This is a genomic window from Actinomyces sp. oral taxon 175 str. F0384, assembly GCF_000223355.1.
GTDB lineage: Bacteria > Actinomycetota > Actinomycetes > Actinomycetales > Actinomycetaceae > Actinomyces > Actinomyces oris.
Genome location: NZ_AFUR01000001.1, coordinates 801624 through 827571, shown reverse-complemented (window position 1 = coordinate 827571; position 25948 = coordinate 801624). Strand labels below are relative to the sequence as shown.

Genomic DNA, 25948 nt, shown 5'->3' with positions numbered 1-25948 from the left:
GTGGTTCTGCAACGTTCCGACGGCGAGTTCAGGGGCTTGCCGGGTTCGCTCTACGATATGCCGGTGACGACCACGAGCCTGCCGGATGACGGAGCTAGGGACACCGCTCCCTCTTCGTCAACAGAGTCACAGCCGAGTCCCGCTCCTCGTGAGAGCCGGCGAGGCCTCCTGGGAAGAGCCGCCCTGGCAACGACGGCGGGCGTGCTCGGCGCGGGCGCCGGCGCAGGAGCCACTCACTGGCGGGAGACCCACCTCTCCCCCACCGCCAGAACCGCCCCTCGCCCGGCGGGCCCCGGCAGCGCGCTCGGTACGCGAGTGGTCTTCCAGACCGACGGGAAGTCCGGAAAGCTGGCGCTGACCTTCGACGACGGGCCGGACCCCCGTTGGACTCCACGGGTGCTCGACATGCTGGCGAGGCTGCACATACAGGCCACGTTCTTCGTTCTTGGCTCCGCGGTGCAGGCCCACCCCGAGCTGATCGCGCGACAGGTCGCCGAAGGACACGAGGTCGGGGTCCATAACTGGGTGCACACGGATGTCTACGGCGTGAGCTTCTCCGAGCTGAGCGACTCGGTGGACCGCACGTGTGAGGCGATCGAGGCGGCAGGCGCCCCGTCTCCGCGCCTGTGGCGGCCTCCCTACGGCCGGGTTGACGCGCCGGCCATGATGGTTGCCTCGCTCAAGAGGATGGACCTGCTGCTGTGGAGCGTTCACACGCCAACGGCGGCCGCCGCCGACGCCGTCAAGGACGATGCCGGCGCCGGGTCGGTGGTGCTGTGCCACGACGGGCGCACGCAACCCTCCGAGGGCCTGTTCTCCGCCCTGGAAGGAGGTCTGCGCTCACTGCTGGAGCGAGGGCTCACGGTCACGACGGGTAGCGACCTGCTGGCCTCCGCCTGATGGACCACTGAAGAACCCTCACCCGCATGAGCGCGGTTCACCGCGGCGGCATGGGGCGAACAGATGGGCGAGTACACAAGGCGCCCGTTCCACCGTGCGGTGGAGCGGGCGCCTGTTCCTCGTACCCCCAGCCGGATTCGAACCGGCGCCGCCGCCGTGAGAGGGCGGTGTCCTAGGCCACTAAACGATGGGGGCATGCTATGGAGTTGTGAACCAGCAGACCTGATCGGACTGATTGATCCGTACCCCCAGCCGGATTCGAACCGGCGCCGCCGCCGTGAGAGGGCGGTGTCCTAGGCCACTAAACGATGGGGGCATATGACAGTCCGAATACCGTAATCGGCAACCGGACCCTCGTACCCCCAGCCGGATTCGAACCGGCGCCGCCGCCGTGAGAGGGCGGTGTCCTAGGCCACTAAACGATGGGGGCCACAGATCATGAGATCCGCTGGGGTACCAGGACTCGAACCTAGAATAACTGAACCAGAATCAGTCGTGTTGCCAATTACACCATACCCCAAAGGGCTTCACCCCGGAACGGATCACGTCCGAGGCAGCGGGCAGTAATCTACACGCCCGCCCTCAGCCCATCAAATCGCCAGGAGGTGAAGACCGACACACAACGGACGTCTCGGGATCGTCCCCCTCCATCCTCCCACTCGCCGCCTCACAGGCCCCTGGCAGCCGGCACCGCAGCCCCTCCTGAGTGCTCACAACCAAGCGGAGCTCCAGAGGCATCCCCTACACTCCCATCTAGTTCCTGCTCACCCCACCCTCCTGGAAGGCCTTATGCCCATCCACCCTCAGCGCCACCAGGCATGTCGCGGCCCGCGCAGCAACCGCCTCCTCACCCTTGGACTGACCCTGACCGCAGCACTCGCGCTGAGTGCCTGCGGGCCGGCCCACAAGGGGCAGCTGACCGTCGAACCTGCGAACGCCTCCGCCGAGGCCAGCACCTCCGCCCCGGAACCATCCGAGACGCCGAGCCCAACGCCGTCGGCAACAACCTGGACGGCCCCGAACGTCACGATCTCCAACGACACCACCGGCGCGTGGCACCGACAGGACGACATACTCAAACAGCCGACCAACACATCATCAGAAATCAGCCAGGCCTACAATTTCGACACAGAAGGCTGCCTGGCCATCATCTTCTACAAAGCGAACCACTCAATCTACGACGAAAGAAAAATAGGTGGAGACAACACCACCTCCTCCGCCAAGGTTCAGGAGACGATGCCGAACCACAGTTCTTTCGCGATGACCTCAGGGCCGACTTCCGTCAGCGCCGTACGAGACGACAATGGAACACTCCCCGGATACGAGATCGGCTACACGGCCACCGTCAAGTACGCCAGTGGCTCGACGGGCGACGTGGCTGGATATCGTTTCTTCCGGCAGATCAGCGATCAGGGTGTCACCCTGGAAATCTTCCTGGAGTGCTCCCCGGACAAGCTCGCCTCCGCCGACACATGGCACCAGTTCTTGTTCTCGACACGAGTGACGGGAGTCGACGCCGGGTCCATGGGATAGATGAGTTCCAGGACCGAGCCACAGCACCTCCCTTCCTCCTTCCTCACCACCAGGAGAGCCGCATTGCCTCATCCAGCACCGCATCGCCACATGTTCCTCGCCCGCACCCCCTCCAGAGCTCGTCGCCTCGCCCTGGGGATGTGCCTCGCAGCCAGTCTGGCGCTGAGCGCCTGCGGCCCGGCCCACCAGGGGCAGCTGAAGGTCGAGCCGGCCGACGCCTCCGCCGAGGCCAGCCCCTCCGACTCGGAACCATCCGAGACACCGAGCCCGACGTCGTCGAAGACGCCGTCCGCCACCCCCTCTGCAGCCGCCACGTGGTCTCGACCGTCAGTCACCTTCACCAACGAAGATACATCCGTCTGGTCCCGAAACGACGATCTGGCCAACACCGATAAGAACTCCGATTCTGTCCACATCGAGGGATACCAGTTCACCAACGGGCAGGTCTGTCAGGGATACATCAGCCAATACGTCTCGGAAAAATATTTCACGCCCCACCCCACCGATGGGCTGCAGTCGATGACTGACGTATCGATTAAGACTGACGACTACACAACCTATCAGACCACCAGCACCCCTTCCCCTGTCGAAGCAGTGCGCGACGACAACGGAACGATTCCCGGTTACGAGGTGGGATTCAGCGGTAACGTCAACTTCTCTAACGCCCCGAATACACCTGTCGTGGGATATCGTTTTAGCAGGACCGTCGGAAAAGAGGGATACGTCCTGAATGTTGGACTTGTGTGCCAAACGAATACACCGGCCTCTTTAGAGCAGTGGCACACAATTCTCGCCGGTATCCGAGTCCAGGGAATCGACGCCGGAGCCATGTGATCGGCCGGCGCGACCCGCAGAAGAGCGGGACGGCTGGTGCGGTCCTGTACTCAGCTCCGCACTCACTGGCTGGTGGGGCCGGGACGCACGCGCTAGCGCTGCGTCCCGGCCCCACCGGCTCAGTTCATCGTGCAGTCACCTCACCCGAGCCGGGCCCGAAGAGTCTTCAGCCTGGTCAGGGTGGAGCTGCTTCCGAGGATCTCCATGGACTCGAACAGGGGCGGAGAGACCTGCCGCCCGGTCACCGCGACGCGCAACGGACCGTATGCCAGGCGCGGTTTGATCCCCTCGCCGTCGGGCATGCCCCGCCCCTCGACGATGGCGGTCTTGAGGGCCTCCTCGAGATGGTCCTTGTCCCACTGCTCAGGGTTGAGCCCCTCTAGGGCGCTGATGCCCGCATCCAGCACGTCTCCGGCCGAGGCCTTGAGCTTGGCCACGGCCTTGTCGTCGACGACGAGATCGTCGTCGGACACGAAGAGGAAGCCGAGCATGTCGCGGCTCTCTCGCAGCAGCTGGATCCGCGTCTGGATGAGCGGGGCCGCCGCGTTGAGGATCTCCTGCTCGCGCGCTGTGAGCTTGTCGAAGGCCTCCGCTGAGACCAGTGGCACCTGAGCGGTCTCACCGGTCGGGTCGGGGTAGGCGTCGGCGAGGTAGGGCACCAGCCGGTCCCGGAAGTCGATCTCTCCCAGCGCACGCACCTGCTCGGCGTTGATGGCTTCGCACTTCTTGGGGTCGAAGCGGGCCGGGTTGGGGTTGACGTCATGGACGTCGAAGGCCTCGATCATCTCCGCGGCTGAGAAGACGTCGCGGTCCGCGCTCAGTGACCACCCCAGGAGGGCCAGGTAGTTGAGGAGACCCTCGGGGATCATGCCGCGGTAGCGGTGGATGAGGAGGTTGGACTGGGGGTCCCGCTTGGACAGCTTCCGGTTGCCCTCCCCCATGACGTAGGGCAGGTGCCCGAACTCGGGAATGACCTGAGCCCGACCGATGTCCATGAGGGCCCGGTAGAGGACCACCTGCCGCGGCGTGGAGGACAGCAGGTCCTCACCGCGCAGAACGTGGGTGATGCCCATTGCGGCGTCGTCAACGGGGTTGACCAGGGTGTAGAGCGGCTCACCGCCCGCGCGCACGACGACGTAGTCCGGCACGCTGCCGGCCTTGAAGGTGATGGGGCCGCGGACCAGGTCGGTGAAGGTGATGTCCTCGTCCGGCATCCGCATCCGCAGGACGGGCAGGCGCCCCTCGGCGCGGAAGGCGTCCTTCTGCTCCTGGGTCAGATCGCGGTCGAAGCCGTCGTAACCGAGCTTGGGGTCCTCGCCGCGCTCACGGTGACGGGCCTCGATCTCCTCGGGGGTGGAGAAGGACTCGTACAGGTAGCCGGCAGCCAGCAGCTCGGCGGCCACCTCCTTGTACAGGTCCATACGCTGGGACTGGCGGTAGGGCTCATGAGGGCCCCCTTTACCCACGCCCTCGTCCCAGTCCAGGCCCAACCAGGTCAGGGAGTCCAGGATGGCGTCGAAGGACTCCTCGGAGTCACGGGCGGAGTCGGTGTCCTCGATCCGGAAGACGAAGGTTCCGCCGGTGTGGCGGGCGTAAGCCCAGTTGAACAGGCAGGTGCGCACCATGCCCACGTGAGGGGTTCCCGTAGGTGAGGGGCAGAAACGTACGCGCACGGACGATGAGCCCTGCTCCGGGATACCGGAGGTGCTGGTGGGCTCAGGACGGAAGGCGGATGAGTGATCACTGAGTTCAGGCATGATGGGGCCAGGATAGTCCCCTCTGACGCCACCCAGGGAACAGGTCGGGCCCCTCGGGCGGGGTGCCCCGCCACGCCGGCCGCCGCCGGCACCGTGAACGCTCCAGCTGTCAGAACCAGCAACCCAGGCCCCTGTGGCAAGGTGCCCAGCAAGCACCGCCCTCCTGGCAACGACGGCCTTTCTTTCCATCAACATGTTCTGAGGACGATGCGTTGCCCAGAGTTCATCATCAGGCACAGAGACGCTATGAGGAGATCAATCTCCTCTCCATCGAGGTCACCCCTCTTCGGCATGACCACCCACATCCTGTAAGCGGAATTACCGCATAGACGCCCCCCCATTATCTGGGTCTCTCACCTGAAGTATTCGCCATCGACTCCGCGAGATGGGGATCTCGCCCCATCGCACTGCGCATACGGAGGAATTAGGGTGCCATCCGTGAGATCATGATGTCGCCGCCATGAAGTCCTCGCGGCTCCCACCAGTGGTGATGACATCCCCAGCCCGTTCGGGAAGACTCCCGACTCATCGTTCCTTGGAGGCCTCATGTCCCCGTCCCCTCATCCCGCAGCACGTTCCGCCAGCCGCCGCCGATCATCACTCAAACTCCCCCTTGTCGCCGGCCTCAGCCTTGCTTTGGCCCTCCCGGCTCTCGCGGCGTGCCAGGACGAGTCCGGCCCCGCGCGTCCCAGTGCCTCCAGCAGTGCGTCATCATCCGCCAAAAAATCGGACAAGACTGCAGAACCATCGGAAAAGCCCTCCAAGGGAGGTAAGAACAGCAACGTCGAGTACGTTCCTTCGTGGGAGTTCCCGCAGTCTCACTCCGGGTGGAACGTGACCACCTACGACACCGACGGCAAGAACCGGATGGAAAAGTCGAACGGTTGCGTGTTCTCCGCGACGCAGAACCTGTACGAACCGAGCGGTGAGGGTGATCGCGCCGAGTCGGACTATCAGGCGGACGCCTTTATCGCCGCCTATCAGAAGCCGGAATTCAAGAATGTCTCCTTCGAGCCTACCAAGGACGATTCCACCCTGGTCAAGGACACCGATGGTCACCCCATCGAGACCAGGCGGCTGGACTTCACGTACACCGGCACACAAGACAACAAGGACTACAAGATCACCAGGGTCGTCCGTGTATTCAGCACGGTGGGCAGACCCGTCATGCTCCAGGCGGCGTACGCCTGCCCTGTTGATGCCTACTCCGCCAGTGAGATGGAGACGCTGTTCAAGGCCACACCGATCAGTAATCCCGGTCCGACAGACATGGATGAGGGCACATCTGACAACGGAACCGGCAAGGGCTCCAAGAGCGAGGACAAGAAGAGCGGATCCGAGGACAAGAAGAGCGACGAGAAGGGCTCAGGCAGCTCGCCCAAGGACACCTGATCGACTCTCCCTCGGCTCACCATGAGCCGATGAGTAACGCCGGTACCTACCGGCATGGGTGGGGTTCTCGGAACATGTCTCGAGAACCCCACCCGTCGTCGTCTTCGGGGCGAGGACTCCGGCTCCGCGGGGCCAGACGTGTCGCCTCAGCGGCGAACCACCGGGTTGGAGAAGGAGCCGATGCCCTCGACCTCGACCTCGACGCGCTGACCGGCTCGGATCTCGCCGACTCCCGCCGGCGTGCCGGTGAGAATGACGTCGCCGGGCAGGAGGGTGAAGATCGTCGATACGTAGGCGACCAGCTCGGGAATCGATCGGATCATGTCAGTGGTCCGTCCCTCCTGGACGAGGCGGCCGTCGACCCGGGCGCGCACCACCGCGTCTCCGGGTGAGAAGAGCGGCTCGCGGCCGGGCTCGGGGACCTCGATCCACGGCCCCAGGGGGCAGGAGGTGTCGAAGGCCTTGGCCCGCACCCACTGCGGCTCGGCGCGCTGGCGGTCGCGGGCCGAGACGTCGTTGGCGACCGTGTACCCCAGGATGACGTCGTCGGCGTGCTCCACGGGGACGTCCTTGGCGAGGGTCTTGATGACGACGGCGAGCTCGGCCTCGTAGTGAACCTCCTCGCTCCAGGCGGGCAGGACGATGGGAGCGTCCGGCCCGATGACGGAGGTGTTGGGCTTGAGGAAGACCACCGGGTCGCGTGGCGGCTGGTCCTCACCCATCTCGGCGATGTGGCCCGCGTAGTTCTTCCCGATCCCCACGACCTTGGAGCGCGGGATGACCGGCGACAGGAGCCGGGCCTCGCCCAGCTCGACGACCTCCCCGGTGGCCTCGGGCAGGGAGTAGAGGGGGTCTCCCTTGAGGACCAGGAGGTGCCCCTCGGACTCGCCCGAGGCGACCTCGTGCTCGGGCAGGCCCTGGACGATGCCGTAGCGGGGCTCGTCACCGGTGGAGAAGCGCGCGATCTTCATGGGCCTCAGCCTAGCGCTGTTGGGCTCAGCTGCCCGAGGCCTCCTCGAGCGCGGCGCGACGCTCCGTGATGGCGGCGTGGGCGGCGCCGTCGGCGGCCCAGATGTCCCCGGGAAGCGTGCCGGGCAGATAGGGGTTGTCGGTGGCGATGAAACGGATCTCGTCCTTCTCACCGGCCTCGACGGCGCGGCGCTGGGCCTCCCAGTCGCGCAGGGCTCCGAAGGCCCAGCCTCCCAGGGCGAGGATGGAGACCATGTTAATGACGGTCATCGCCCCCATGACGAGGTCGGACAGGCTCCACACGAAGGAGAGTGTGGACAGGGAGCCGACGGCGGTGGCCACGATGATCATGGCCCGCAGGGCGTAGTGCTTGTGCTGCTTGCCCTGGAGATAGTCCACGTTGACCTGGGCATAGGTGTAGTTGCCCAGGAGCGAGGAGTAGGCGAAGACGAAGATGATGACGGCCATGAGGTACTGCGCCCAGCCGCCGAGCACGTTGGTGACCGATGCCGACGTCAGGGTATTGGCGGCGTCTTCGGCCGCTTTGGCTGCCGCCTTGGAGACGTTGGGGCCTGCCGGGGTGTAGACCCCGGAGAGCAGGACGATGAGGGCGGTGACGGTGCACACCACGATCGTGTCGACGAAGACGCCCAGGGACTGCACGAATCCCTGCTGGACGGGGTGGGAGACGGTGGCGGTGGCCGCGATATTGGGGACCGAGCCCTCACCGGCCTCGTTGGAGAACAGGCCTCGTCGGGTACCGTACTGAAGGGCGGCAATGAATCCTCCGGCGGTCCCCGCGAAGGCCTGGTTGATTCCGAAGGCGCCCTTAAAGATGGAGACGAACGCACCCGGGATCGCACTGGCGTGCAGCACCAGGATGGCCACGGCGATGAGGGCGTAGACCACCGTCATGATCGGCACGAGCCACTCCGAGACGGCAGCGACCGACTTGATGCCCTTGAAGATGATCGGCGTGGTGATGACGACCAGAGCAACGGCGGTCATCCACGGCTCGATGTTGAAGGTGCTCTTCATCGTGGCGGAGATCGTGTTGGCCTGAAGAGCCTCGAAGGCGAAGCCGAAGACGAAGGTGATGACGACGGCGAAGAGCATGGCGGCGGGCTTGGACCCCAGGCCGCGCTGGATGTAGTAGGCGGGGCCGCCACGGAAGGTGCCGTCGGGGTGGGTGACCTTGTAGAGCTGGGCAAGGGTGGCCTCGATGAATCCGGTGGCCATGCCCACCAGCGCCACGATCCACATCCAGAACACGGCACCGGGGCCACCCATGGTGATGGCGAGGGCCACGCCCACGATGTTGCCGGTGCCCACGCGGGAGGCCAACCCGATGGCGAAGGCCTGGAAGGAGGAGATCCCGCCCTCCTTGCTGTCACGGGAGGAGGTGATGGCCCGCACCATGTAGGGGAAGAGCCGCAGCTGCACGAATCCGGTCCGCATGGTGAAGTACAGGCCCCCCAGCACGAGCAGCCAGGCGAGCAGGTAGAGGAACAGGTACCCGGCGGCGTCATCGAGGATCTTGGCGCCATCGTTGAAGAAGCGCTCCAAGGATGCGGTCCAGCCGTTGCCTGCGCTGGATGCCGCACTGGTCAGGGAAGCCAGAACCGGTTGCACGTGAGATCCTCCGTAGGGGTGGGACGACGGCGCGGACGAGGTGGGCGTCGGGCGCGCGAACCAGCACGGGAGCGGTCCGGGATACACGTCCTGCCCACGTCCCCCTCCTTCGGGAGGGAGGGCACCGTATTCGCGAAGGCTACGGATACAGTGTTTCGATTCGGTGACGGCCCTGTGGCATCGCTGCCGCACGTGCGCGAGGCGCGTGGTGCGTTGTGCGCGACACCGCCCATCTACCGCTCGCCTGCCCCCTCCCAGGCGCCTTCCGGCAGAGGCGCCGGAAGGTACTCGGAGTCCCTGCGGAAGACCGACTTGTCGCCCTCCGCCGTTGACGTGCCCCGCCTGGCCTCCCAGTCCCTGAGCGCGCCGACGACCCATCGGCTCAGGAGCACCAGCGCCACGAGGTTGATGATGGCGCCCAGTCCCAGGAGCACGTCCGCCAGGGTCCACACGGTGGTCAGCTGCTGCACGCTGCCGATGCCGGCGCAGATGACGGCGCCGATCTGCAGCGCACGCGCGACCCAGGGACGATCGGTGAGGTAGTCGAGGCAGACCTGGGCGTAGGAGAAGGCCCCGATGATGGTGGTGTAGGCCAGGACGACGACGAGCAGGGCCATGGGCCAGCGGCTCCACTCCCCCACGAGGTGGGCGATGGCGTCCTGGGTCAGGGTTCCGGCACTGTCCTTGGCACTCGCCCCGGGCTGGAGGACGTCCGCGCCGGCGACCAGGATCGCCAGCGCCGTCGCCGTGCAGACGAACAGGGTGTCCACCACGACCCCGAAGGCCTGGATGAATCCCTGCTGGACGGGGTGGCTCACGGTGGCCGAGCCCGCGGCGCAGGCGGCCCCTCCGAGTCCCGCCTCATTGGAGAACAGGCCGCGGCGCACGCCGTTGAGCAGCGCGGCGGTCACCCCGCCGGCCAGGCCGCCCAGCCCCTGGCGCAGGCCGACGGCGCCCTCGATGATGGACCACAGCGCCTCCCACGCCTGGACGGGGTGGGTCACGAGGATGGCCAGGACCAGCACCAGGTAGGCCAGCGCCATGAACGGGGCCAGGTACTCAGCCACCCGGGCCATGGCGCGCAGGCCCCCCAGGAGGACCGGCGCGGTCAGGGCCACGACGAGGACCGCTCCCAGACTCGGTGAGAGCCCTCCGGCCCCCTGCAGGGACGCGGTGATGGCGTTGGCCTGCACCATGGGCATGACCAGGCCGTTGGCGATGAGGAAGACGACGGCGAACACCCCGCCCAGGATCGGCAGCCCCAGTCCTCGCGAGATGTAGTAGGCGGGACCACCGCGGAAGGTGCCGTCGGGGCGACGCACCTTGAACAGCTGGGCGAGCGTGGCCTCGCTGAAGGCGGTGGCGGTTCCCAGGATCGCCACGAGCCACATCCACAGCACGGCTCCGGGCCCGCCCAGGATGAGCGCCAGGGCGACCCCGACGATGTTGCCGGTCCCCACCCGGCAGGCCAGTCCGACGGCGAAGGCCTGGAAGGAGGTGATGCCGCCGTGGCTCCCGTCGCGCGATCCGACCACCGAGGCGGCGATCGCGTCGGTGTGCCGCAACTGGACAGCCCCAGTTCTCACGGTGAAGAAGATGCCCGCCCCGATGAGGAGCCACATGAGGCCCCAGGAGTAGAGCATGTCGGAGAAGGAGGCCAGGACGGCGTCGACCTGGCCCATCCATGAGATGCGCCCCAGAGGTGCCATGAGAATCAGCCCCGCTTCGCCACGTCGTCGGGCTCCCAGATACCGGGGACCACGTCTCCGGGCAGGAGGGAGTTGCCGTGCCCCACGAAGGCGGGCTCGGTGATGCCCCGGGCACGCTGGGACTCGAAGTCCCGCAGGGCTCCGATGACCCAGGGGGCCAGACGGACGATGACGACGAGGTTGAGCACGCCCAGCAGTCCCAGGGCGATGTCGGTCAGGGCCCAGACGATGGGCAGGGTCAGGACGGTGCCGCCGAAGGCCGCCACGGTCAGGACGATCCCGAAGACCTGTTCGGCCCGGCGCTCTCCGCCCAGGAAGTTGACGTTGACCTGGGCGTAGGAGTAGCAGCCCAGCACCGTGGAGAAGACCAGGACGAAGATGAGCACCACCATGGGCCAGGTGGTCCAGGCGCCCAGATGCTCGGCAACGGCCTGCTGGGTGAGAATCGCGCCGACCAGGGAGTCGTCCCCAGGATGGTAGGTGTCGGTGGCCAGCAGGATGAGCAGGCCGGTGGCCGTGCACACGAGGATCGTGTCGACGAAGACGCCGAAGGACTGGATGAGCCCCTGACGCACGGGGTGGGCGACGGTCGCGGTGCCGGCAGCATTGGGGACGGTTCCGAGCCCGGCCTCGTTGGAGAACAGACCGCGGCGCACACCGTTGAGCAGCGCTGCGAGGACTCCTCCGGCGGTGCCGAAGAAGGCCTGGTTGACGCCGAAGGCCCCTTCAAAGATGCTCACAAGGACCTCGAGAAGCTTGTCCGCGTTAAGGACGATGACCACCACGGCCATGAGCACGTAGGCCAGCGCCATGACGGGAGCGAGCCACTCCGCGACGCGGGCCACGAGCCGGACTCCCCCCAGGACCACCGGCGCGGTCAGTAGAACGAGGAAGACCCCGACCATCCAGCCCGAGACGCTGGGGACGGTGGCGGTGATGACCTCGGCCAGCGAGTTGGTCTGCACCATGACCACTGTGACGCCGACCGAGACGATGCACATGGCGGCGAAGACCTTGCCCCACAGAGCCGATCCCAGGCCGTTCTTGATGTAGTAGGCGGGGCCCCCACGGAAGGTGAAGTCCCGGCCGCGCTCCTTGAAGATCTGGGCGAGCGTGGACTCCACGAAGCTGGTGGCCATGCCGATGAGGGCGACGACCCACATCCAGAACAGGGCGCCGGGGCCGCCGGCCACAATGGCCAGGGCCACTCCAGCGATGTTGCCGATGCCGACGCGCGCGGCCAGCCCCACGGCGAAGGCCTGGAAGGAGGAGATACCGCCCTGCGCACCGGATCGGGACCCGGACAGCGAGTTGACCATGGTGCCGAAGTGGCGCAGCTGAACCAGGTGGGTGCGAGTGGTCAGGTAGATGCCGGCCAGGATGAGCAGGGCGGCAAGAAGGTAGGTGTAGAAGAAGTCGTCGACGACCTTGAGCAGGTTCTCGATACTGGTGAGGTTCATGCGTCGGCTCCTGTCGAGGCGGCGGGCTGGCTGCTGGCCGGGGTGGCTGCGGGAACGCCGTCGTCGGCGGTGCCGCCCGCATCGGCCAAGTGGGTCCTCTCGCCGGTCCAGACGTCACCGGGAAGGTCGCCGGGCAGGTAGGGGTTGCCCACGCCGGTGAAAAGGGGGGCGACTCGTCCCGCCGCGCGCTGGGCGTCCCAGTCCCTGAGGGCGCCCACGCCCCAGCGGGCGAGCCAGATGAGGGCGACCAGGTTGGTCAGGGTCATGACGGCCATGGTGATGTCGACGGTGTTCCACACGACGGTCAGAGAGGCGAGCGCCCCCAGCCCGGTGGAGACCACCGAGACGAGCCGGGGCAGCCAGCGCCACTCGGGCCGCTCGGAGATGAAGGTCATGGAGACCTCGGAGTAGGTGGCCGCGGCGATGATGGAGGAGAAGGCCAGGACGAAGATGACGATGGCCATGGGGACGGCCGTCCAGCTGCCGAGGGTGGCGGCGACGGCGTCGGAGGTCAAGGTTGCCGCGGCATCGGGGGTCAGCGTGCCGGCCTGGACGAGGGCGGGGCTGTAGACCCCGGAGACCAGGATGATGAAGGCGGTCGCGGTGCACACGACGATGGTGTCGACGAACACGCCGAGGGACTGGATGAGGCCCTGCTGGACGGGGTGGGCCACGGTGGCGGTGGCGGCGGCGAAGGGGGCGGTGCCCTGCCCGGCCTCGTTGGAGAACAGGCCGCGGCGGGTCCCGTTGGTCAGAGCGGCGATGATGCCCCCGGTCACCCCTCCGGCGAAGGGCACCGGGCCGAAGGCCGAGAAGACGATCGTGACCAGCAGCCCCGGGAGCTGAGTGACGTGGAGGGCGACGATGACGACGGCCATGACGACGTAGACCAGGGCCATGATGGGCGCCATCCACTCGGTGACGCGGGCGACCCGGCGTACTCCGCCCAGGATGACCAGGGCGGACAGCCCCACCAGCACCGCGGCGGCGGCGCTCGGGGGCAGGTGCAGCGGGGAGTCAGGGCCGATGACCCCGGCGACGGCGTTGGACTGGACCATGATGATGGAGAAGCCGCAGGTGAAGATCGTCAGTCCCGCGAAGGCGACACCCAGAAGGCGGCTGCGCATCCCGCGCGCCATGTAGTAGGCGGGCCCGCCGCGGAAGGAGCCGTCGGTGTGGCGGACCTTGAACATCTGGGCCAGGGTCGCCTCGAAGAAGGCGGTGGCCATCCCGACCAGGGCGACCACCCACATCCAGAAGATCGCACCGGGGCCGCCCAGGATGAGGGCGGCGGCCACTCCGAAAACATTGCCGATGCCCACGCGGGCGGCCAGGGAGATCGTGAAGGCCTGGAAGGAGGAGATCCCCCCCTGAGCACCCGAACGCGACCCGGCCACCTGGCGGAACATGTCCGGCAGGCGGCGGAGCTGCACGAAGCCGGTGCGGGCGGTCAGCAGGATCCCGGTACCGACGAGCACCCACATGGTGATGTGGAGCGTGATCCAGTCCGAGACCGCCGCGAGCTGAGCAGCGAGGACATCCATGGGAGATTCAGCCTTTCACGGTGTCACGACAGGTGGGGACGGCCCGCATGCTCTCATGAATCTCCGCCCGGGACATAGTGCGGTCGTTCCTCAGGACGCGGGAGCGGCTCCTCAGCATCGGATTCCCGCCCTCCTCCCCGGATCGTTCACGATCCAGCCTCGTGAGACGATGACGCCGTGACCTCCCAGACTGCTCCGGCCCTCAACGCGATGCTCGACGCCCTCATTCCGGCTGACGATCCCGAGCGCGTCCCCGAGCCCGAGGAGGTCTACCTGGCCTTCTCAAGCTGGGCGGAGACGACCGGCCGCCCCCTCTACCCGCACCAGGACGAGGCGCTGTCGGAGATCCTGGAGGACCGCCACGTCATCGCCGCCACCCCGACCGGATCGGGCAAGTCGATGATCGCGCTGGCAGCCCACACCGCCTCCCTGGCCCGCGGGGGCCGCTCCTACTACACGGCCCCCCTCAAGGCCCTGGTCAGTGAGAAATTCTTCGAGCTGGTGCGCCTGTTCGGGGCGGACAACGTCGGCATGGTCACCGGGGACACCTCCATCAACGCCGCCGCCCCGATCATCTGCTGCACCGCGGAGATTCTGGCCAACCAGTCCCTGCGCGAGGGCGAGGACATGGACGTGGACTGCGTCATCATGGACGAGTTCCACTACTACGCCGACCCGCAGCGCGGCTGGGCCTGGCAGGTGCCCCTCCTGGAGCTGCCCCAGGCGCAGATGGTGCTGCTGTCGGCCACGCTGGGCGACGTCTCCTTCTTCGTGCGGGACCTGCGCGAGCGCACGGGCCGCGAGGTCGCCGTCGTCGACGACGCCGTGCGGCCGGTTCCGTTGGAGATGGAGTACGTCGTCGAGCCGATCGGTGAGCTGCTTCAGCGCCTGGTGGGGCAGGACAAGGCGCCGGTCTATGTCGTCCACTTCTCCCAGAAGGAGGCGGTGGAGCGGGCGACCTCCCTGCTGAGCGTGGACCTGGTGCCCAAGTCCCGCAAGGCCGAGGTTGTGGAGGCGCTGGGCGACTTCCGCTTCGGGGGCGGTTTCGGGGCCACGCTCTCGCGGCTGCTGCGCGCCGGGATCGGCGTGCACCATGCGGGCATGCTGCCGCGCTACCGGCGGCTGGTGGAGCGCCTGGCCCGCGAGGGCCTGCTGTCCGTCATCTGCGGCACTGACACGCTCGGGGTGGGGATCAACGTGCCGATCCGCTCAGTGGTCATGACCTCCCTGGTGAAGTTCGACGGCTCCAAGGAGCGCCACCTCACCGCCCGCGAGTTCCACCAGATCGCCGGGCGGGCCGGGCGCGCCGGCTTCGACACCCGCGGCTACGTCTCCGTCCAGGCCCCCGAGCACGTCATCGAGAACGCCAAGGCGCTGGCCAAGGCCGGCGACGACGAGCGCAAGCGCCGCAAGATCGTGCGCAAGAAGGCCCCTGAGGGGCGCGTCAACTGGACGGACAAGACCTTCGAGCGGCTGCGCGACGCGGCCCCGGAGACACTGACCAGCCAGTTCCAGGTCACCACCACCATGGTGCTCAACCTCATGGAGCGCGCCGGCGACCCGGTGGCGGCGATGGCGGGCCTGCTGGAGCGCGCCCACGAGCCCGAGGCCCAGCGGCGCCGGCACGTGCGACGCGCCCTGGAGATCTACCTGTCCCTGCGCACGGCGGGGGTCCTCACGCATGTCTCCAGCGCCCAGGCCGCCGCCGATGGGCGCCCCCGGTTGCGCCTGGCCGTGGACCTGCCGGCCGACTTCGCCCTCAACCAGCCCCTGGCGCCCTTCGCCCTGGCGGCCATGGACCTGCTGAACGTGGAGGCCCCGGAGCACACGGTCGACGTCGTCAGCGTCGTCGAGGCCACCCTGGACGATCCGCGCCCGCTGCTCTACGCCCAGCAGCGCGCCGCCCGCGGCGAGGCGATCGCCGCGATGAAGGCCGAGGGCATGGACTACGAGGAGCGCATGGCCGCCCTGGAGGAGGTCACCTGGCCCCAGCCGCTGGCCGAGCTGCTCTCCCCCGCCCTGGAGATGTATAAGCAGGCCAACCCGTGGATCGCCGAGCACGAGCTGGCGCCCAAGTCGGTGGTGCGCGAGATGGTGGAGAACGCGATGACCTTCTCCGACCTCATCTCCCGCTACGAGCTGGGCCGCAGCGAGGGCGTGGTGCTGCGCTACCTGACCGATGCCTACCGGGCGCTGCGCCAGGTCGTGCCCGAGGAGCACCGCACTCCTGAGGTGGTCGAGCTCATCGACTGGCTGGGGGCGCTCGTGCGCGCCGTCGACTCCTCCCTGCTCGATGAGTGGGAGGCGCTCGGTCAGGCGCAGGCGGGCAAGGCCGGCGAGGCCGCCGGCCTGCTGGAGGGCGACCGTCCCGGTGCGGACGACTCATCCGGGGTGGAGCGGGCCTTCGGCGCGGACGAGAACGGGACGGTGGCCTTCACTCGCAACCGTCACGCCTTCCGGGTGGCGGTGCGCCGGGAGATGTTCCGGCGCGTGGAGCTCATGGCGCGCGACGACGTCGAGGCCCTGGGGCGCCTGGACGCCTCCTCCGGCTGGGGCGAGGACCGCTGGGACGAGGTGCTGGGCCGTTACTGGGACGAGTACGACTGGATCGGCACCGACACCTCGGCTCGGGCGATCTCACTGGCGCCGCTCGACGAGGCCCCCGATGAGACGGCCCTGGCGGCCGCCGGGGTCAGTGAGCGCCTGCGCGAGGCCCTGGAGGCCTCCGGCAAGCAGGTGTGGCTGGCCACGCAGGTCCTGGAGGACCCCGACGGCGACCACGACTGGCGGCTGACGGCCCTGGTGGATCTGGCTGAGTGCGACCGGGAGGGACGCGCGGTCGTCCACCTGCTGTCCGTGGGCCCGCAGCAGGGTTAGCGCGCCTCGCGGGAGTCCGTGACGGGCCTGACCGGCTGGCGCAGGAGGGTCTTCATCCTCTCGGGTGCCACGCGCCTGGGGTCGCTGAGGTAGATCTCGTGGTGGGGCCCGTTCCAGGTGAGGCCGAGGCCCGGCATGATCTCGTCGTGCAGGCGCGCCAGGGTGGGGGCCTCGTCGTCGTAGGTGCCCACGTGGAGGATCTGCAGCGACCTGCCCTCACTCAGGGAGAGTTCCTTGAGAGCGGAGACGGGCAGCTCCGGTTTCTTCCGCGCCACCTGCGCCAGCCCCTCGGCGATGTCCTGCGAGGAGACCGCCTCGGGCAGGGGGATCATCATGGTCCAGTCCCACTCCCCCTTGTCACCGGCGACGAAGGCCGCATTGTCGGCGCTCGTCCACAGTCCCTCCAGGGGGCCGACGACGAAGTCATCGCCGGTTCGTTTCTTCAGCACCGCGCGGATCGCGTAGGCGCCCGCGTAGAGCGTCTGGATCGCGGTGGCGTAGGCCGGTGAGGTGTTGGGGTCGCCGTGGCCGTCGATGGCCAGGTAGGTCATGGCCGGTACGTCCACCTCCGTGAAGTCGGCTCGCCCCGGCAGGTACAGGTCCTTGCGGTCCTTCTTGATGTCAGTCCTCATCACTGTCTGCTTTCTTCAGAAGGGATCGGGTCCAGGCGAGATCCGCTTCCTGGCGCAGGATCTCGTAGTCGAAGATGGCCAGGGCGTGCTCCTCGTCGACCTGGGCACGCAGGGCGCGCAGCTCATCGAGCCTGCCGAGGAGTGCCTCGGCGCGACGCGCGAGGAGGGCCGCGAGCGCGGGATCCTCGAGCCGGCTATAGGCATTGAGCGCCGGGAGCACACCGGCGGAAGGCGGAGCCGGGGCGAGGACACGTTCACCGGCGGCCTGCCTCAGCTCACGGCGCCCGGCCTCGGTGACCCGGAAGACGGTGCGCCGCCCCTGGGAGCCCTCGTCGGGCTCGAGGAGCCCCCGCTCCGACAGGCGCTTGAGGAGGTAGTAGACGGAGGAGAAGGCCAAGGAGGTCCACTGACGGTAGCCGCGCTGCTCAATGACCCGATCGAGGTCGTAGCCATGGCGCGGCTGCTCGGCAAGGAGCGAGAGGACAACGATGTCGGCGTCGGAGGACATACCAATACTCTAGCACTAGAGTAATGGTGAGCAAGTCGGTTACCGGGCTGATTCACCGGAGCGGCGAGGTCGAAGGACTCTCGGTTACGGGCAGACCGCGCGGGCGAGCTGGCGGATCTGGGCCGGCCGGGTGCGGCAGCAGCCGCCGACGAGCCGAACCCCTTCGGCGATCCATGAGGGCGCCAGCTCCGGGATTCCAGCCCCGTCACCTGTGGACTGCCAGGTCTTGGTCGCCGGGTCGTAGAGATCGCCCACATTGGGGTAGGCCACCAGCGGCTTGCCGGTCGCCGCACGCAGTACCGGCAGCGCGCGGGCGACGACGCCCGGGGCCACGCAGTTGATGCCGACCGCGACGACGATCTCCTCCTGCTCAGCCCAGGCCGCCGCCTCGGCCAGCGGCGTACCGTCCGCAAGCGTGGAGCCGTCGGGGCGCACCTGAAAGGAGACCCAGCACTGGGCCTGAGGGGCGAGGTCCGTGACCATGGAGGCGAGCGCCCGCGCCTCATCCAGTCGCGGAAGCGTCTCCAGGGCGAACAGGTCGAGCCCCTCCCCCACCATCACCTCGATACGAGGCAGGTGAACCTCCTGGAAACCGGGGTCCTCAAGGATGTCGATGCCGTAGGTGCCGGTGTACTCACTGCCATCAGCCAGATAGGCCCCATACGGCCCGAGCCCTCCGGCGACGAGTACCGGCTCCTCGGGGTGCTCCTTGCTGAACTGGCGGGCCGCTCCCTTGGCCAGGCGGGCGCCGGCTGCGATGACCCGCCTTGCTCCGGCGGCATCCTCCCCGGAGTGGATCAGCGCCGGGAGCGTGGCCTGGTAGGTGTTGGTCGTGATGACGCGAGCCCCCGCATCCAGGTAGTCGGAGTGCACCTCGCGCACGACGTCGGGCGCCGTGGTGAGCGCGCGCGCCGACCACAGCGCGTTGCGGGTGTCGATCCCGCGGGCGTCGAGCTCGGTCCCCATCGCCCCGTCGAGGACGACCGGACCTCGGTCCAGCAGATCAGACAACCGGACCGGCTCTCGCCCGAAGGACGTGGCGGATTCCGAGAGCGTTCGCATTGCGACACGGTATCGAATGGCTCGAGACGGCACCGGTAGCGTCTCAGGCATGGACCCGGTTGCACATCACCGCGAGCCCGCCGCCGCATCGGATACGTCACCCGCCCCTCCCCCTCGACCCCACCACGACGGCCCCGAAGGTCGGGGAGACCATGACAGCCGGGGGCATGTCACCGCGCTGGAACGCCGCATGAACCGCCGTCATCTCATGATGATTAGCTTTGGCGGAGTCATCGGCACGGGACTGTTTCTCTCGACCGGCAACACGATCCACCAGGCCGGCCCCTTGGGGACCGTGCTGGCCTACTCCATCGGTGCCGTCATCGTCTACCTGGTCATGCTGTGCCTGGGAGAGCTGAGCGTTGCGATGCCCTTCACCGGCGCCTTCCATGTCTACGCCCGCCAGTACCTGGGGCCGGCCACGGGTTTCGTCACTGCCGTCCTGTACTGGCTCACGTGGACGGTCGCCCTGGGAAGTGAGTTCACCGGCGCGGCGATCATCATGTACGGGTGGTTCCCGGGCGTTCCGGTATGGGTGTGGGCGGCCGCCTTCATCGTCCTGGTCCTTGTGCTCAACATGGTCTCGGTCCGGGTCTTCGCCGAGGCGGAGACTGTGCTGTCCGGGATCAAGGTGGTGGCCATCATCGTGTTCATCGCTCTGGGCACGGCCGCAATCGTCGGGCTCCTGCCCTACGAGGGGCACCGCTCGTTCCTGGGGCTGACGAATCTGTACCGGGACGGTCTCTTCCCCAACGGCTTCGGCTCGGTGTTCACCACGATCCTGGCCGTCAACTTCGCTTTCTCCGGCACCGAGCTCATCGGCATCACCGCCGGGGAGGTCGAGGATCCGGGCACCACTGTTCCGCGCGCGATCCGGGCGACCCTGGCCCGCCTGGCCATCTTCTTCATCGGCTCAATCATCGTCATCGCAGCGCTGATCCCGTGGGAGAGGGCCGGAGTCGAGGAGAGTCCCTTCGTGACGGTCCTGTCCAGAATCGGCGTGCCATACGCCGGGGTCCTCATGAACATCGTCATTCTGGCCGCGATCCTGTCGGCGGCGAACTCGGGGCTCTACGCCTCGACCCGCATGCTGTGGTCGCTGGCCAACGAGGGCACTCTGCCCAAGGTCCTGGCGCGCACTAATCGCTTCGGGGTGCCCGCCCTGGCGATGGGCCTGTCCATGGTCGGCGGGCTGGCCTCGCTGCTGACCTCGACCTATGCGGCCTCCACGGTCTATCTGGTCCTTGTGTCAGTCTCCGGTCTCGCCGTCGTCCTGGTCTGGGTGGTGATTGCCGCGTGCCACCTGTCCTTCCGACGGCGCTGGCTCGCTGAGGGCCGCAGCCTTGAGGACCTGGCCTACCGGGCTCCCGGGTATCCGTGGGTCTCGATCGCGGCGCTGGGGCTGTCTATGGCCTCGTGCCTGCTCATCGTCTTCGACCCCGAGCAGCGCGCCGGCCTGGCGATCACCGCCGTCTTCCTCGTGGTCTGCTACGTGGGCTACTGGGGAGTCAACCGCCGCGTCAGTCTGTGAGCCGCTGGCGGTCCGGCACCCGAGGGGCCTTAGCGGGTCTCGATGATCTGCTTACCGAAGGGGAAGCAGGTGACGGGGATGAGCTTGATGTTGGCCACGGCCAGCGGGATCCCGATGATGGTGATGGCCTGCGCGGCGGCGGTGGTGAGGTGGCCGATGGCCAGCCAGAGCCCGGCGACGAGGAACCAGATGATGTTGCTGATCCCGCTCATGGCGCCGGCCCCGGGGGCCGGAACCACCTCACGCCCGAAGGGCCACAGGACGTAGGCGGCGATACGGAAGGAGGCGACACCCGCTGGAATCGTGACGATGAGCAGGCAGGCGATCAGTCCGAAGAAGAGGTAGCTGAGGAAGAGCCAGAACCCGCCGAAGACGACCCAGATGATGTTGAGCAGCGTGCGCATGGCACCTATCTACCACACCCGGGCGCCTCGAGAGCCCCGTGCCCGTACGGTCACCAGAAGATGCGCTGAGCGATGGCGTCGGCGAAGTTGTCCAGTGCCTCCGGTGCCGCGCCGAGGTAGAGGCCCGCGTCGATCAGCGAGACCTCCATGAGGTAGAAACCGCCCTGACCGTCCCCGACGACGTCGACACGGTTGAACAGGAGCTGGATGTCGCGACCGGAGACCTCCTTAATCAGCGTGTGGATGGCCTTGCGCACCCGCTCACCCCAGAGCCACTCCTGCTCACTGGGCTCGCGCGCCGTGACGATCTCCTCGTGGATCTCGTCGGTGGACTTGAAGGAGGGGTGGAGCATCGGGGCCTTCTCCACCGCGTGGGACAGCACGCCGTTGAAGTAGACCAAGGAGACCTCGCCCTTACGGTCGACCTCCTCGAGGTAGCGCTGGACCATGACGGTGCGCCCGCGGCGCAGGTGGTGCATGGCGTCATTGATCGCGGCGGACCGGGAGGCGGCGTCGGTGGCGGTGTATCGCCCAGTGCCGCGCCCACCCGAGGAGACGGCCGGCTTGACGACGAAGTCGCCATGGGCCGGGAAGCGGGTGTGAACCTGGTGCTTGGAGTATCCGGCCTCGGGCTCCAGCCACATCGTCGGGATCATGGGGACCCCCCACTCGCTGAGCCGGGTGAGGTAGTGCTTGTCCGAGTTCCAGGTGACGACGTCGGGGTGGTTGGCGAGCCTGGGCACTGACCGGGCCCACTGGAGGAACCGGGAGTAGTTGCCCTTGGTGGCGTAGTCGCGCACGCTGCGCAGCACGACTGTGCCGGACTGGCTCCAGTCGACGTCGGGGTCGTCCCATACGGCAACCCGCGGCTCGATGCCACGCGCACGCAGGGCATCCGGCAGGCCACGGTCATCGTCATCAAGGTGAGGGAAGTCGGCGCAGGTCGCCAGCGTCACGATCGGGTCGCTCATGCGGCCCACGCTACCGCGCGCAGCACCGCGGCGAGAGCCACCGACATGTGACACTGAACCGCGCCCGCACCAGCACACATGTCTACCTACCGGTTGGGGCGACCAGCTGGTCTCCGTTCCGCAACCTTTCGACACCCGCACGCTGCTCAGCCCGCGCGTGCGAGGGTGTCACAATGCCGAGGTGACTTCTCAATCCCGCAAGCCGCGCATCACCGCCGCGCAGCGCTACTGGGCATCCATGGCCGCCATCGTCGTCGTGACCATTCTTGCCGCGGGCCTGCTCGGAGGAACCGTCTCGATACTCACTGGCGCCCGCGCTGGCCGCAGCAGCATGTGGGGCGGCATGGTGGTCGCACTGGTCATGTTGGCGGGCTGGACCCTCGGCACCCGGGTGCGCGACCGCAAGAAGCTCGACCTGCCCCTGTGGCACCGTCTCACCGAGGAGCAGGCGGCCACGCTGAAGCAGTACCACCAGTGGTCTCGCACCGGCCGCATCGAGCAGGACGACGACGCCAAGCGCACTTCGGCCGGGCGGAGCGGCCATCGCCGCAGCGGGCGGACTGGCACTGGCGCATCGAAGGCAGCGCCGTCGAGGGGGTCCTCCTCGACCGGTGCGATGTCGAAACGCGACCGCGCCCGTGCCGCCGACGTGCGCCGTCGCAGGCAAGGCCGCGAGGGCCGTTCGTCGCACTGAACAGGGACACTGGGCAGCGCGCAGTGGCAACTGCGTCTACCCACCCACCCCACCGCACCCTTGAGACTTGCCGCACAATCGCCAGGTTTCATGGATCCCGACTGGACGAAGCCCTCCTCCATCCGTAAAGTATTCCTCCGTCGCCCAGCGAGCCACATCAAATGACATCGCTGTGGTGAAAGCACCGCTAGCTCAATTGGCAGAGCAGCTGACTCTTAATCAGCGGGTTCAGGGTTCAAGTCCCTGGCGGTGTACGAGTCTTCCAGCCCTCGGGCCCGGAAGAGTTGGTCACAAACTGACCGAGCACCGCTAGCTCAATTGGCAGAGCAGCTGACTCTTAATCAGCGGGTTCAGGGTTCAAGTCCCTGGCGGTGTACCACGAAGGGCACGCGCTTCGCCCGGGATGATCCCGAAGGCACAGCAGAGGCGCATGACGGCGGTCGAAGACAATCGCCTCCGCACTGAGAAACTCTCAGGATGCCACCGTTTCAACGGTTCCCACGCCCTCGTGAGCACTGTCTGCAGCGGCGCAACCGGCCGCTGCGCCAGGAGTCTTGACCCGCGCACGCCGGCTCGGCAGGTACGTCCCTGCTTCGGCACGTGCTGCGACCCCAGGCCCCTTCGGGCCGACGACGTTGAAGGAAGATGAGGAGATACGTATGACACGCAACATCCACACCATGACCACCATGACGACTCCGGCCACCGGTCCGGCAGCCACTGACGCCCTGGCCGACGAGGCCGCCATCAGGGAGCTCTTCGCCGCCCGCGCGGAGCTCGACTCGCTGGGGGCAACCGCCTCCCCCTCCCGACTGGAGCGGGCGCTGGAGCGCCTGGAGGCGGCGCAGCGGGCCTCGGAGCGAACGCTCGCTCAGGCCGCCTGACCGGCAGGCGCCACCCGGACCTGGGTCAGGGGTCCCGGGCGACTGACGTCCTGAACGTTTGCCAGATCACGAAAGTAAGTCCTCGAATCCACTGCCACAGGTACCGGAGGCGATGCGAGGATGAGCGCATCTGTCCAGGAGCCCGAGGAGGACCCATGACCCAGCTCGCCGCCGGTGACCGAGCCCCGGAGTTCGCCCTGCCCGACCAGAACGGCCGTACCGTAACCCTTGGCGACCTTTGCGCCAGCACGGACAAGGGCGTCATCGTCTACTTCTACCCCAAGGCCTGCACTCCGGGATGCACCAAGGAGGCGTGCGACTTCAGGGACTCCTTGGAAGCACTCGAGGCGGCCGGCTATGCCGTCGTCGGCATCTCCCCCGACTCGGAAAGCGCGCAGGCCAAGTTCTCCGACCGCCACGACCTGCCCTTCCCCCTGCTGTCGGACGCCGACCACGCCGTTATGGAGGCCTGGGGCGTGTGGGGCGAGAAGAAGAACTACGGCAGGGTCTACACCGGCGTCATCCGCTCAACCGTGGTGGTGGCCCCCGACGGGACCGTGGCGCTGGCCCAGTACAACGTGCGAGCTACCGGTCACGTCAAGCGGCTGCGCGCCGCACTGGGCGTGGACTGAGTGGACTGATATGAGCACAGCAGCGGTCGCCGCATTCTGCTATCCGGGACTTGGATCGGTAGAGTAGGCGCCGCACAGCGCGAGTGGCGGAATTGGTAGACGCCCCAGGTTTAGGTCCTGGTGCCTTCGGGCGTGAGGGTTCGAGTCCCTTCTCGCGTACCAGCAAGCTCTTACCCGAACCCACCCCAGTCAAAAACGTCTGGGATGTGGTCTCAGATGATGAACAACGCTCACCCACCAGGGTGGGCGTTGTTCGTGTTGTGGGGCTCGTGGGCTCGTCGCCAGCGGTGGGCGGCGTAGTCGAGTTGCCAGGCTGAGCCACGTGCTGCAGATAGTGCGCATGGGCGGCAGTGTGCAGGCTGGGGCTGGCCAGTTGGTCGAAGGGAGGGGTGAGCAGGGCGCTGAGTCGTGTGCCGGAGCCCGTGTCAGCGAGGTGGATGGAGTGAGGAACCGGGGCTGGTGTGTCAGCATCGGTAGCTCCTCCCCCACTGGCATCGCTCATTCTTTCTTTTTCTCCGGCGCTGTGCTGCTCATCGTGTGCACTCGTATTGCGCCTGCCTGCTTGGTCATGGTGGCTCTTCGCGTTTGAGGGTGTGGTAGCTGGAGCCTATTGAAGTGCATAGGTGGGGTGGGTGCGTCGTTGCTTGGGTAGAGGTCGAGGTCTCCCGATGATGGGAGCTGCTACACAACCGTCACGAGAGACCTCGACGTGCCTGAGACTACCTTCGCCTGCCCTGATCTGACGACCTTCCTGGGCCTGGATGCCCTGGGACTGACCGCGGTGGGTCAGCTCCTGACCTCGACGAGAGCCATTGTGGAGTGCCGCATGCCGATCGGGTTCGAGGACCCCTTCTGCAGAGCCTGCGGCGCTCAGGGAGTATCCCGTGGGACGGTGGCCCGACGCCTGGCCCACGTGCCGGTGGGGTGGAGGCCCACGCAGCTGGTGGTGCGCGTGCGGCGCTTCGCCTGCACCCACTGCCGTCGAGTGTGGAGACAGGACACGAGCGGCCTGGCTGAGCCCAGGGCGCGGCTGACGCGCTCGGCGGTGGAGTGGGGGCTGCGGTCCCTTGCCCTGGAGTGCATGTCGGTCTCCCGGGTGGCAGCCGCTCTGGGGATCTCCTGGCACACCGCCAACAACGCAATCCTGACCCGAGCCGAGCAGATCCTCAACGAGGCGCCAGACCGCTTCAAGGGGGTGGAGGCTCTCGGAGTTGATGAGCATGTGTGGCGCCACACCAGGCGGGGCGACCGCTATGTCACCGTCATGATCGACCTGACTCCCGTGCGCGACCGCAGTGGTCCGGCGCGTCTGCTGGACGTGGTCCCGGGTCGTTCCAAGAAGGTCCTCAAGACCTGGCTCTCCCAGCGCGACCAGGAATGGCGTGGGCGGGTCGAGGTGGTAGCCATGGACGGTTTCACCGGGTTCAAGAGCGCCGCCGGCGAGGAGCTCCCACAGGCTCGGGCGGTCATGGATCCCTTTCACGTCGTGGCCCTGGCGGCCCGCAAGCTTGACCAGTGCCGCCGGCGGATCCAGCGGGCGATCACGGGCCGGCGGGGCCGAGCGGGTGACCGGCTCTACCGGGCCCGGCGCACTCTGCTGACCGGGGCCGGCCTGCTCACCGATGCCCAGGCCGAGCGCCTGGAGAACCTCTTCGCCGATGAGCGCCACGCTGCGGTCCAGGCCGCCTGGGGCGTCTACCAGCGCCTCATCCAGGCCTACCGCACCGAGGAGGCGGGCCTGGGAAAGTACCTGATGCAACGGCTCATCGACTCCTTGAGGCAGGCCGTCCCCGACGGGCTGGAGGAGATCCAGACACTGGCCAGAACCCTGACCGAAAGAGCCTCCGACATCCTGGCCTACTTCGACCGCCCCCGTACCTCCAACGGCCCCACCGAAGCGATCAACGGACGCCTGGAGCAACTACGCGGCATCGCCCTGGGATTCCGCAACCTCACGCACTACACCATCCGCAGCCTCATCCACACCGGACGCCTCAAAGACCACCTGGCAGCAACCACCTAA

At 67.4% G+C, this 25948-nt stretch carries 21 protein-coding genes and 7 tRNA genes; 13 read left to right on the top strand and 15 right to left on the bottom strand.

Annotation, left to right across the window (positions count from 1 at the left end; genetic code table 11):
- Positions 1–201: 201 nt before the first annotated feature.
- Positions 202–900: a polysaccharide deacetylase family protein gene (locus tag HMPREF9058_RS03470; RefSeq protein WP_254654050.1), complete on the top strand. Its 699-nt coding sequence runs from the start codon at positions 202–204 to the stop codon at positions 898–900.
- 122 nt (positions 901–1022) lie between these two features.
- Here HMPREF9058_RS03470 and HMPREF9058_RS03465 read toward each other — a convergent pair.
- The 4 genes from HMPREF9058_RS03465 to HMPREF9058_RS03450 all read right to left on the bottom strand — a co-directional run bounded on the left by HMPREF9058_RS03465 (position 1023) and on the right by HMPREF9058_RS03450 (position 1420).
- Positions 1023–1095 (bottom strand) — tRNA-Glu (locus HMPREF9058_RS03465).
- A gap of 48 nt (positions 1096–1143) precedes the next feature.
- Positions 1144–1216 (bottom strand) — tRNA-Glu (locus HMPREF9058_RS03460).
- A gap of 41 nt (positions 1217–1257) precedes the next feature.
- Positions 1258–1330 (bottom strand) — tRNA-Glu (locus tag HMPREF9058_RS03455).
- Positions 1331–1348: 18 nt separating this feature from the next.
- Positions 1349–1420, bottom strand: a tRNA-Gln gene (locus HMPREF9058_RS03450).
- 269 nt (positions 1421–1689) lie between these two features.
- Here HMPREF9058_RS03450 and HMPREF9058_RS03445 point away from each other — a divergent pair.
- Together HMPREF9058_RS03445 and HMPREF9058_RS12975 are read left to right on the top strand one after the other, a co-directional pair.
- Entirely contained in the window at positions 1690–2433 is a 744-nt protein-coding gene (locus tag HMPREF9058_RS03445; RefSeq protein ID WP_009406486.1) for a hypothetical protein, read from the top strand.
- 90 nt (positions 2434–2523) lie between these two features.
- A complete protein-coding gene (locus tag HMPREF9058_RS12975; protein ID WP_139018932.1) occupies positions 2524–3267 on the top strand; it encodes a serine/arginine repetitive matrix protein 1 in 744 nt (247 codons plus the stop codon).
- A gap of 140 nt (positions 3268–3407) precedes the next feature.
- Here HMPREF9058_RS12975 and gltX read toward each other — a convergent pair whose 3' ends face one another.
- Positions 3408–5024: a glutamate--tRNA ligase gene (gene gltX / locus HMPREF9058_RS03435; RefSeq protein WP_009405590.1), complete on the bottom strand. Its 1617-nt coding sequence runs from the start codon at positions 5022–5024 to the stop codon at positions 3408–3410.
- Positions 5025–5858: 834 nt separating this feature from the next.
- Here gltX and HMPREF9058_RS03430 point away from each other — a divergent pair.
- Entirely contained in the window at positions 5859–6416 is a 558-nt protein-coding gene (locus HMPREF9058_RS03430) for a hypothetical protein (RefSeq protein ID WP_043537609.1), read from the top strand.
- 146 nt (positions 6417–6562) lie between these two features.
- On the opposite strand, the gene HMPREF9058_RS03425 is transcribed toward HMPREF9058_RS03430, so the two are convergent.
- The 5 genes from HMPREF9058_RS03425 to HMPREF9058_RS03405 all read right to left on the bottom strand — a co-directional run bounded on the left by HMPREF9058_RS03425 (position 6563) and on the right by HMPREF9058_RS03405 (position 13730).
- Positions 6563–7387: a fumarylacetoacetate hydrolase family protein gene (locus tag HMPREF9058_RS03425; protein ID WP_009747420.1), complete on the bottom strand. Its 825-nt coding sequence runs from the start codon at positions 7385–7387 to the stop codon at positions 6563–6565.
- A 25-nt stretch (positions 7388–7412) separates the two neighbouring features.
- Positions 7413–9017 carry a sodium:alanine symporter family protein gene (locus tag HMPREF9058_RS03420; RefSeq protein ID WP_009406075.1) on the bottom strand — a complete coding sequence of 535 codons (1605 nt, stop codon included), beginning with the start codon at positions 9015–9017 and terminating at the stop codon, positions 7413–7415.
- Positions 9018–9250: 233 nt separating this feature from the next.
- The gene (locus tag HMPREF9058_RS03415) at positions 9251–10726 is read right to left on the bottom strand and encodes a sodium:alanine symporter family protein (RefSeq protein WP_009747562.1); all 1476 of its coding nucleotides are present in this window, start codon (positions 10724–10726) and stop codon (positions 9251–9253) included.
- Between the two features lie 5 nt (positions 10727–10731).
- Positions 10732–12186 carry a sodium:alanine symporter family protein gene (locus HMPREF9058_RS03410; protein WP_009406244.1) on the bottom strand — a complete coding sequence of 485 codons (1455 nt, stop codon included), beginning with the start codon at positions 12184–12186 and terminating at the stop codon, positions 10732–10734.
- Positions 12183–13730, bottom strand: a complete 1548-nt coding sequence (locus HMPREF9058_RS03405) for a sodium:alanine symporter family protein (protein ID WP_009406319.1) — start codon at positions 13728–13730, stop codon at positions 12183–12185. The genes HMPREF9058_RS03410 and HMPREF9058_RS03405 overlap by 4 nt, the downstream gene beginning before the upstream one ends.
- A gap of 210 nt (positions 13731–13940) precedes the next feature.
- Between HMPREF9058_RS03405 and HMPREF9058_RS03400 the strand changes: the two genes are divergently transcribed.
- Positions 13941–16607: an RNA helicase gene (locus HMPREF9058_RS03400; protein WP_050798010.1), complete on the top strand. Its 2667-nt coding sequence runs from the start codon at positions 13941–13943 to the stop codon at positions 16605–16607.
- Here HMPREF9058_RS03400 and HMPREF9058_RS03395 read toward each other — a convergent pair.
- The 3 genes from HMPREF9058_RS03395 to mmuM form a co-directional block, all read right to left on the bottom strand.
- A complete protein-coding gene (locus tag HMPREF9058_RS03395) occupies positions 16604–17239 on the bottom strand; it encodes a GyrI-like domain-containing protein (RefSeq protein WP_043537608.1) in 636 nt (211 codons plus the stop codon). The genes HMPREF9058_RS03400 and HMPREF9058_RS03395 overlap by 4 nt on opposite strands.
- On the bottom strand, positions 17229–17747 hold the full coding sequence (locus HMPREF9058_RS03390; protein ID WP_009747596.1) for a PadR family transcriptional regulator: 519 nt from the start codon (positions 17745–17747) through the stop codon (positions 17229–17231). The genes HMPREF9058_RS03395 and HMPREF9058_RS03390 overlap by 11 nt, the downstream gene beginning before the upstream one ends.
- An 84-nt stretch (positions 17748–17831) precedes the next feature.
- Complete coding sequence (gene mmuM, locus HMPREF9058_RS03385) at positions 17832–18809, bottom strand: homocysteine S-methyltransferase (RefSeq protein WP_043537607.1); 978 nt, start codon at positions 18807–18809, stop codon at positions 17832–17834.
- Between the two features lie 190 nt (positions 18810–18999).
- On the opposite strand from mmuM, the gene HMPREF9058_RS03380 reads away from it, so the two are divergent.
- Complete coding sequence (locus HMPREF9058_RS03380) at positions 19000–20340, top strand: amino acid permease (protein WP_009405596.1); 1341 nt, start codon at positions 19000–19002, stop codon at positions 20338–20340.
- A 29-nt stretch (positions 20341–20369) separates the two neighbouring features.
- Here the strand turns inward: HMPREF9058_RS03380 and HMPREF9058_RS03375 are convergent, their stop codons facing one another.
- Complete coding sequence (locus HMPREF9058_RS03375) at positions 20370–20744, bottom strand: YccF domain-containing protein (protein WP_009406292.1); 375 nt, start codon at positions 20742–20744, stop codon at positions 20370–20372.
- Positions 20745–20794: 50 nt separating this feature from the next.
- On the bottom strand, positions 20795–21715 hold the full coding sequence (locus HMPREF9058_RS03370) for a RimK family alpha-L-glutamate ligase (protein ID WP_004565259.1): 921 nt from the start codon (positions 21713–21715) through the stop codon (positions 20795–20797).
- Positions 21716–21896: 181 nt separating this feature from the next.
- Between HMPREF9058_RS03370 and HMPREF9058_RS03365 the strand changes: the two genes are divergently transcribed.
- From HMPREF9058_RS03365 to HMPREF9058_RS03335, 7 genes are all read left to right on the top strand, one after another.
- Positions 21897–22409 (top strand): hypothetical protein, encoded by a 513-nt coding sequence (locus HMPREF9058_RS03365; RefSeq protein WP_009406332.1) that lies wholly within the window; start codon positions 21897–21899, stop codon positions 22407–22409.
- Positions 22410–22590: 181 nt separating this feature from the next.
- A tRNA-Lys gene (locus HMPREF9058_RS03360) sits at positions 22591–22663 on the top strand.
- Between the two features lie 49 nt (positions 22664–22712).
- A tRNA-Lys gene (locus tag HMPREF9058_RS03355) sits at positions 22713–22788 on the top strand.
- Positions 22789–23068: 280 nt separating this feature from the next.
- Positions 23069–23293, top strand: coding sequence for a hypothetical protein (locus tag HMPREF9058_RS03350; RefSeq protein ID WP_009405589.1), 225 nt, complete (start codon positions 23069–23071; stop codon positions 23291–23293).
- 155 nt (positions 23294–23448) lie between these two features.
- The gene (gene bcp / locus HMPREF9058_RS03345) at positions 23449–23925 is read left to right on the top strand and encodes a thioredoxin-dependent thiol peroxidase (protein ID WP_009747340.1); all 477 of its coding nucleotides are present in this window, start codon (positions 23449–23451) and stop codon (positions 23923–23925) included.
- Positions 23926–24002: 77 nt separating this feature from the next.
- Positions 24003–24087, top strand: a tRNA-Leu gene (locus tag HMPREF9058_RS03340).
- Between the two features lie 547 nt (positions 24088–24634).
- Positions 24635–25948 carry an ISL3 family transposase gene (locus tag HMPREF9058_RS03335; RefSeq protein ID WP_009405997.1) on the top strand — a complete coding sequence of 438 codons (1314 nt, stop codon included), beginning with the start codon at positions 24635–24637 and terminating at the stop codon, positions 25946–25948.

Excerpts from the sequence above, each read along its gene's own strand:
- HMPREF9058_RS03445 (WP_009406486.1), top strand. The coding sequence starts at position 1,690 with ATGCCCATCCACCCTCAGCGCCACCAGGCATGTCGCGGCCCGCGCAGC.
- HMPREF9058_RS12975 (WP_139018932.1), top strand. The coding sequence starts at position 2,524 with ATGTTCCTCGCCCGCACCCCCTCCAGAGCTCGTCGCCTCGCCCTGGGG.
- gltX (WP_009405590.1), bottom strand. The coding sequence starts at position 5,024 with ATGCCTGAACTCAGTGATCACTCATCCGCCTTCCGTCCTGAGCCCACC.
- HMPREF9058_RS03425 (WP_009747420.1), bottom strand. The coding sequence starts at position 7,387 with ATGAAGATCGCGCGCTTCTCCACCGGTGACGAGCCCCGCTACGGCATC.
- HMPREF9058_RS03415 (WP_009747562.1), bottom strand. The coding sequence starts at position 10,726 with ATGGCACCTCTGGGGCGCATCTCATGGATGGGCCAGGTCGACGCCGTC.
- HMPREF9058_RS03410 (WP_009406244.1), bottom strand. The coding sequence starts at position 12,186 with ATGAACCTCACCAGTATCGAGAACCTGCTCAAGGTCGTCGACGACTTC.
- HMPREF9058_RS03405 (WP_009406319.1), bottom strand. The coding sequence starts at position 13,730 with ATGGATGTCCTCGCTGCTCAGCTCGCGGCGGTCTCGGACTGGATCACG.
- HMPREF9058_RS03400 (WP_050798010.1), top strand. The coding sequence starts at position 13,941 with ATGCTCGACGCCCTCATTCCGGCTGACGATCCCGAGCGCGTCCCCGAG.
- HMPREF9058_RS03395 (WP_043537608.1), bottom strand. The coding sequence starts at position 17,239 with ATGAGGACTGACATCAAGAAGGACCGCAAGGACCTGTACCTGCCGGGG.
- HMPREF9058_RS03390 (WP_009747596.1), bottom strand. The coding sequence starts at position 17,747 with ATGTCCTCCGACGCCGACATCGTTGTCCTCTCGCTCCTTGCCGAGCAG.
- mmuM (WP_043537607.1), bottom strand. The coding sequence starts at position 18,809 with ATGCGAACGCTCTCGGAATCCGCCACGTCCTTCGGGCGAGAGCCGGTC.
- HMPREF9058_RS03380 (WP_009405596.1), top strand. The coding sequence starts at position 19,000 with ATGAACCGCCGTCATCTCATGATGATTAGCTTTGGCGGAGTCATCGGC.
- HMPREF9058_RS03375 (WP_009406292.1), bottom strand. The coding sequence starts at position 20,744 with ATGCGCACGCTGCTCAACATCATCTGGGTCGTCTTCGGCGGGTTCTGG.
- HMPREF9058_RS03370 (WP_004565259.1), bottom strand. The coding sequence starts at position 21,715 with ATGAGCGACCCGATCGTGACGCTGGCGACCTGCGCCGACTTCCCTCAC.
- HMPREF9058_RS03350 (WP_009405589.1), top strand. The coding sequence starts at position 23,069 with ATGACACGCAACATCCACACCATGACCACCATGACGACTCCGGCCACC.
- bcp (WP_009747340.1), top strand. The coding sequence starts at position 23,449 with ATGACCCAGCTCGCCGCCGGTGACCGAGCCCCGGAGTTCGCCCTGCCC.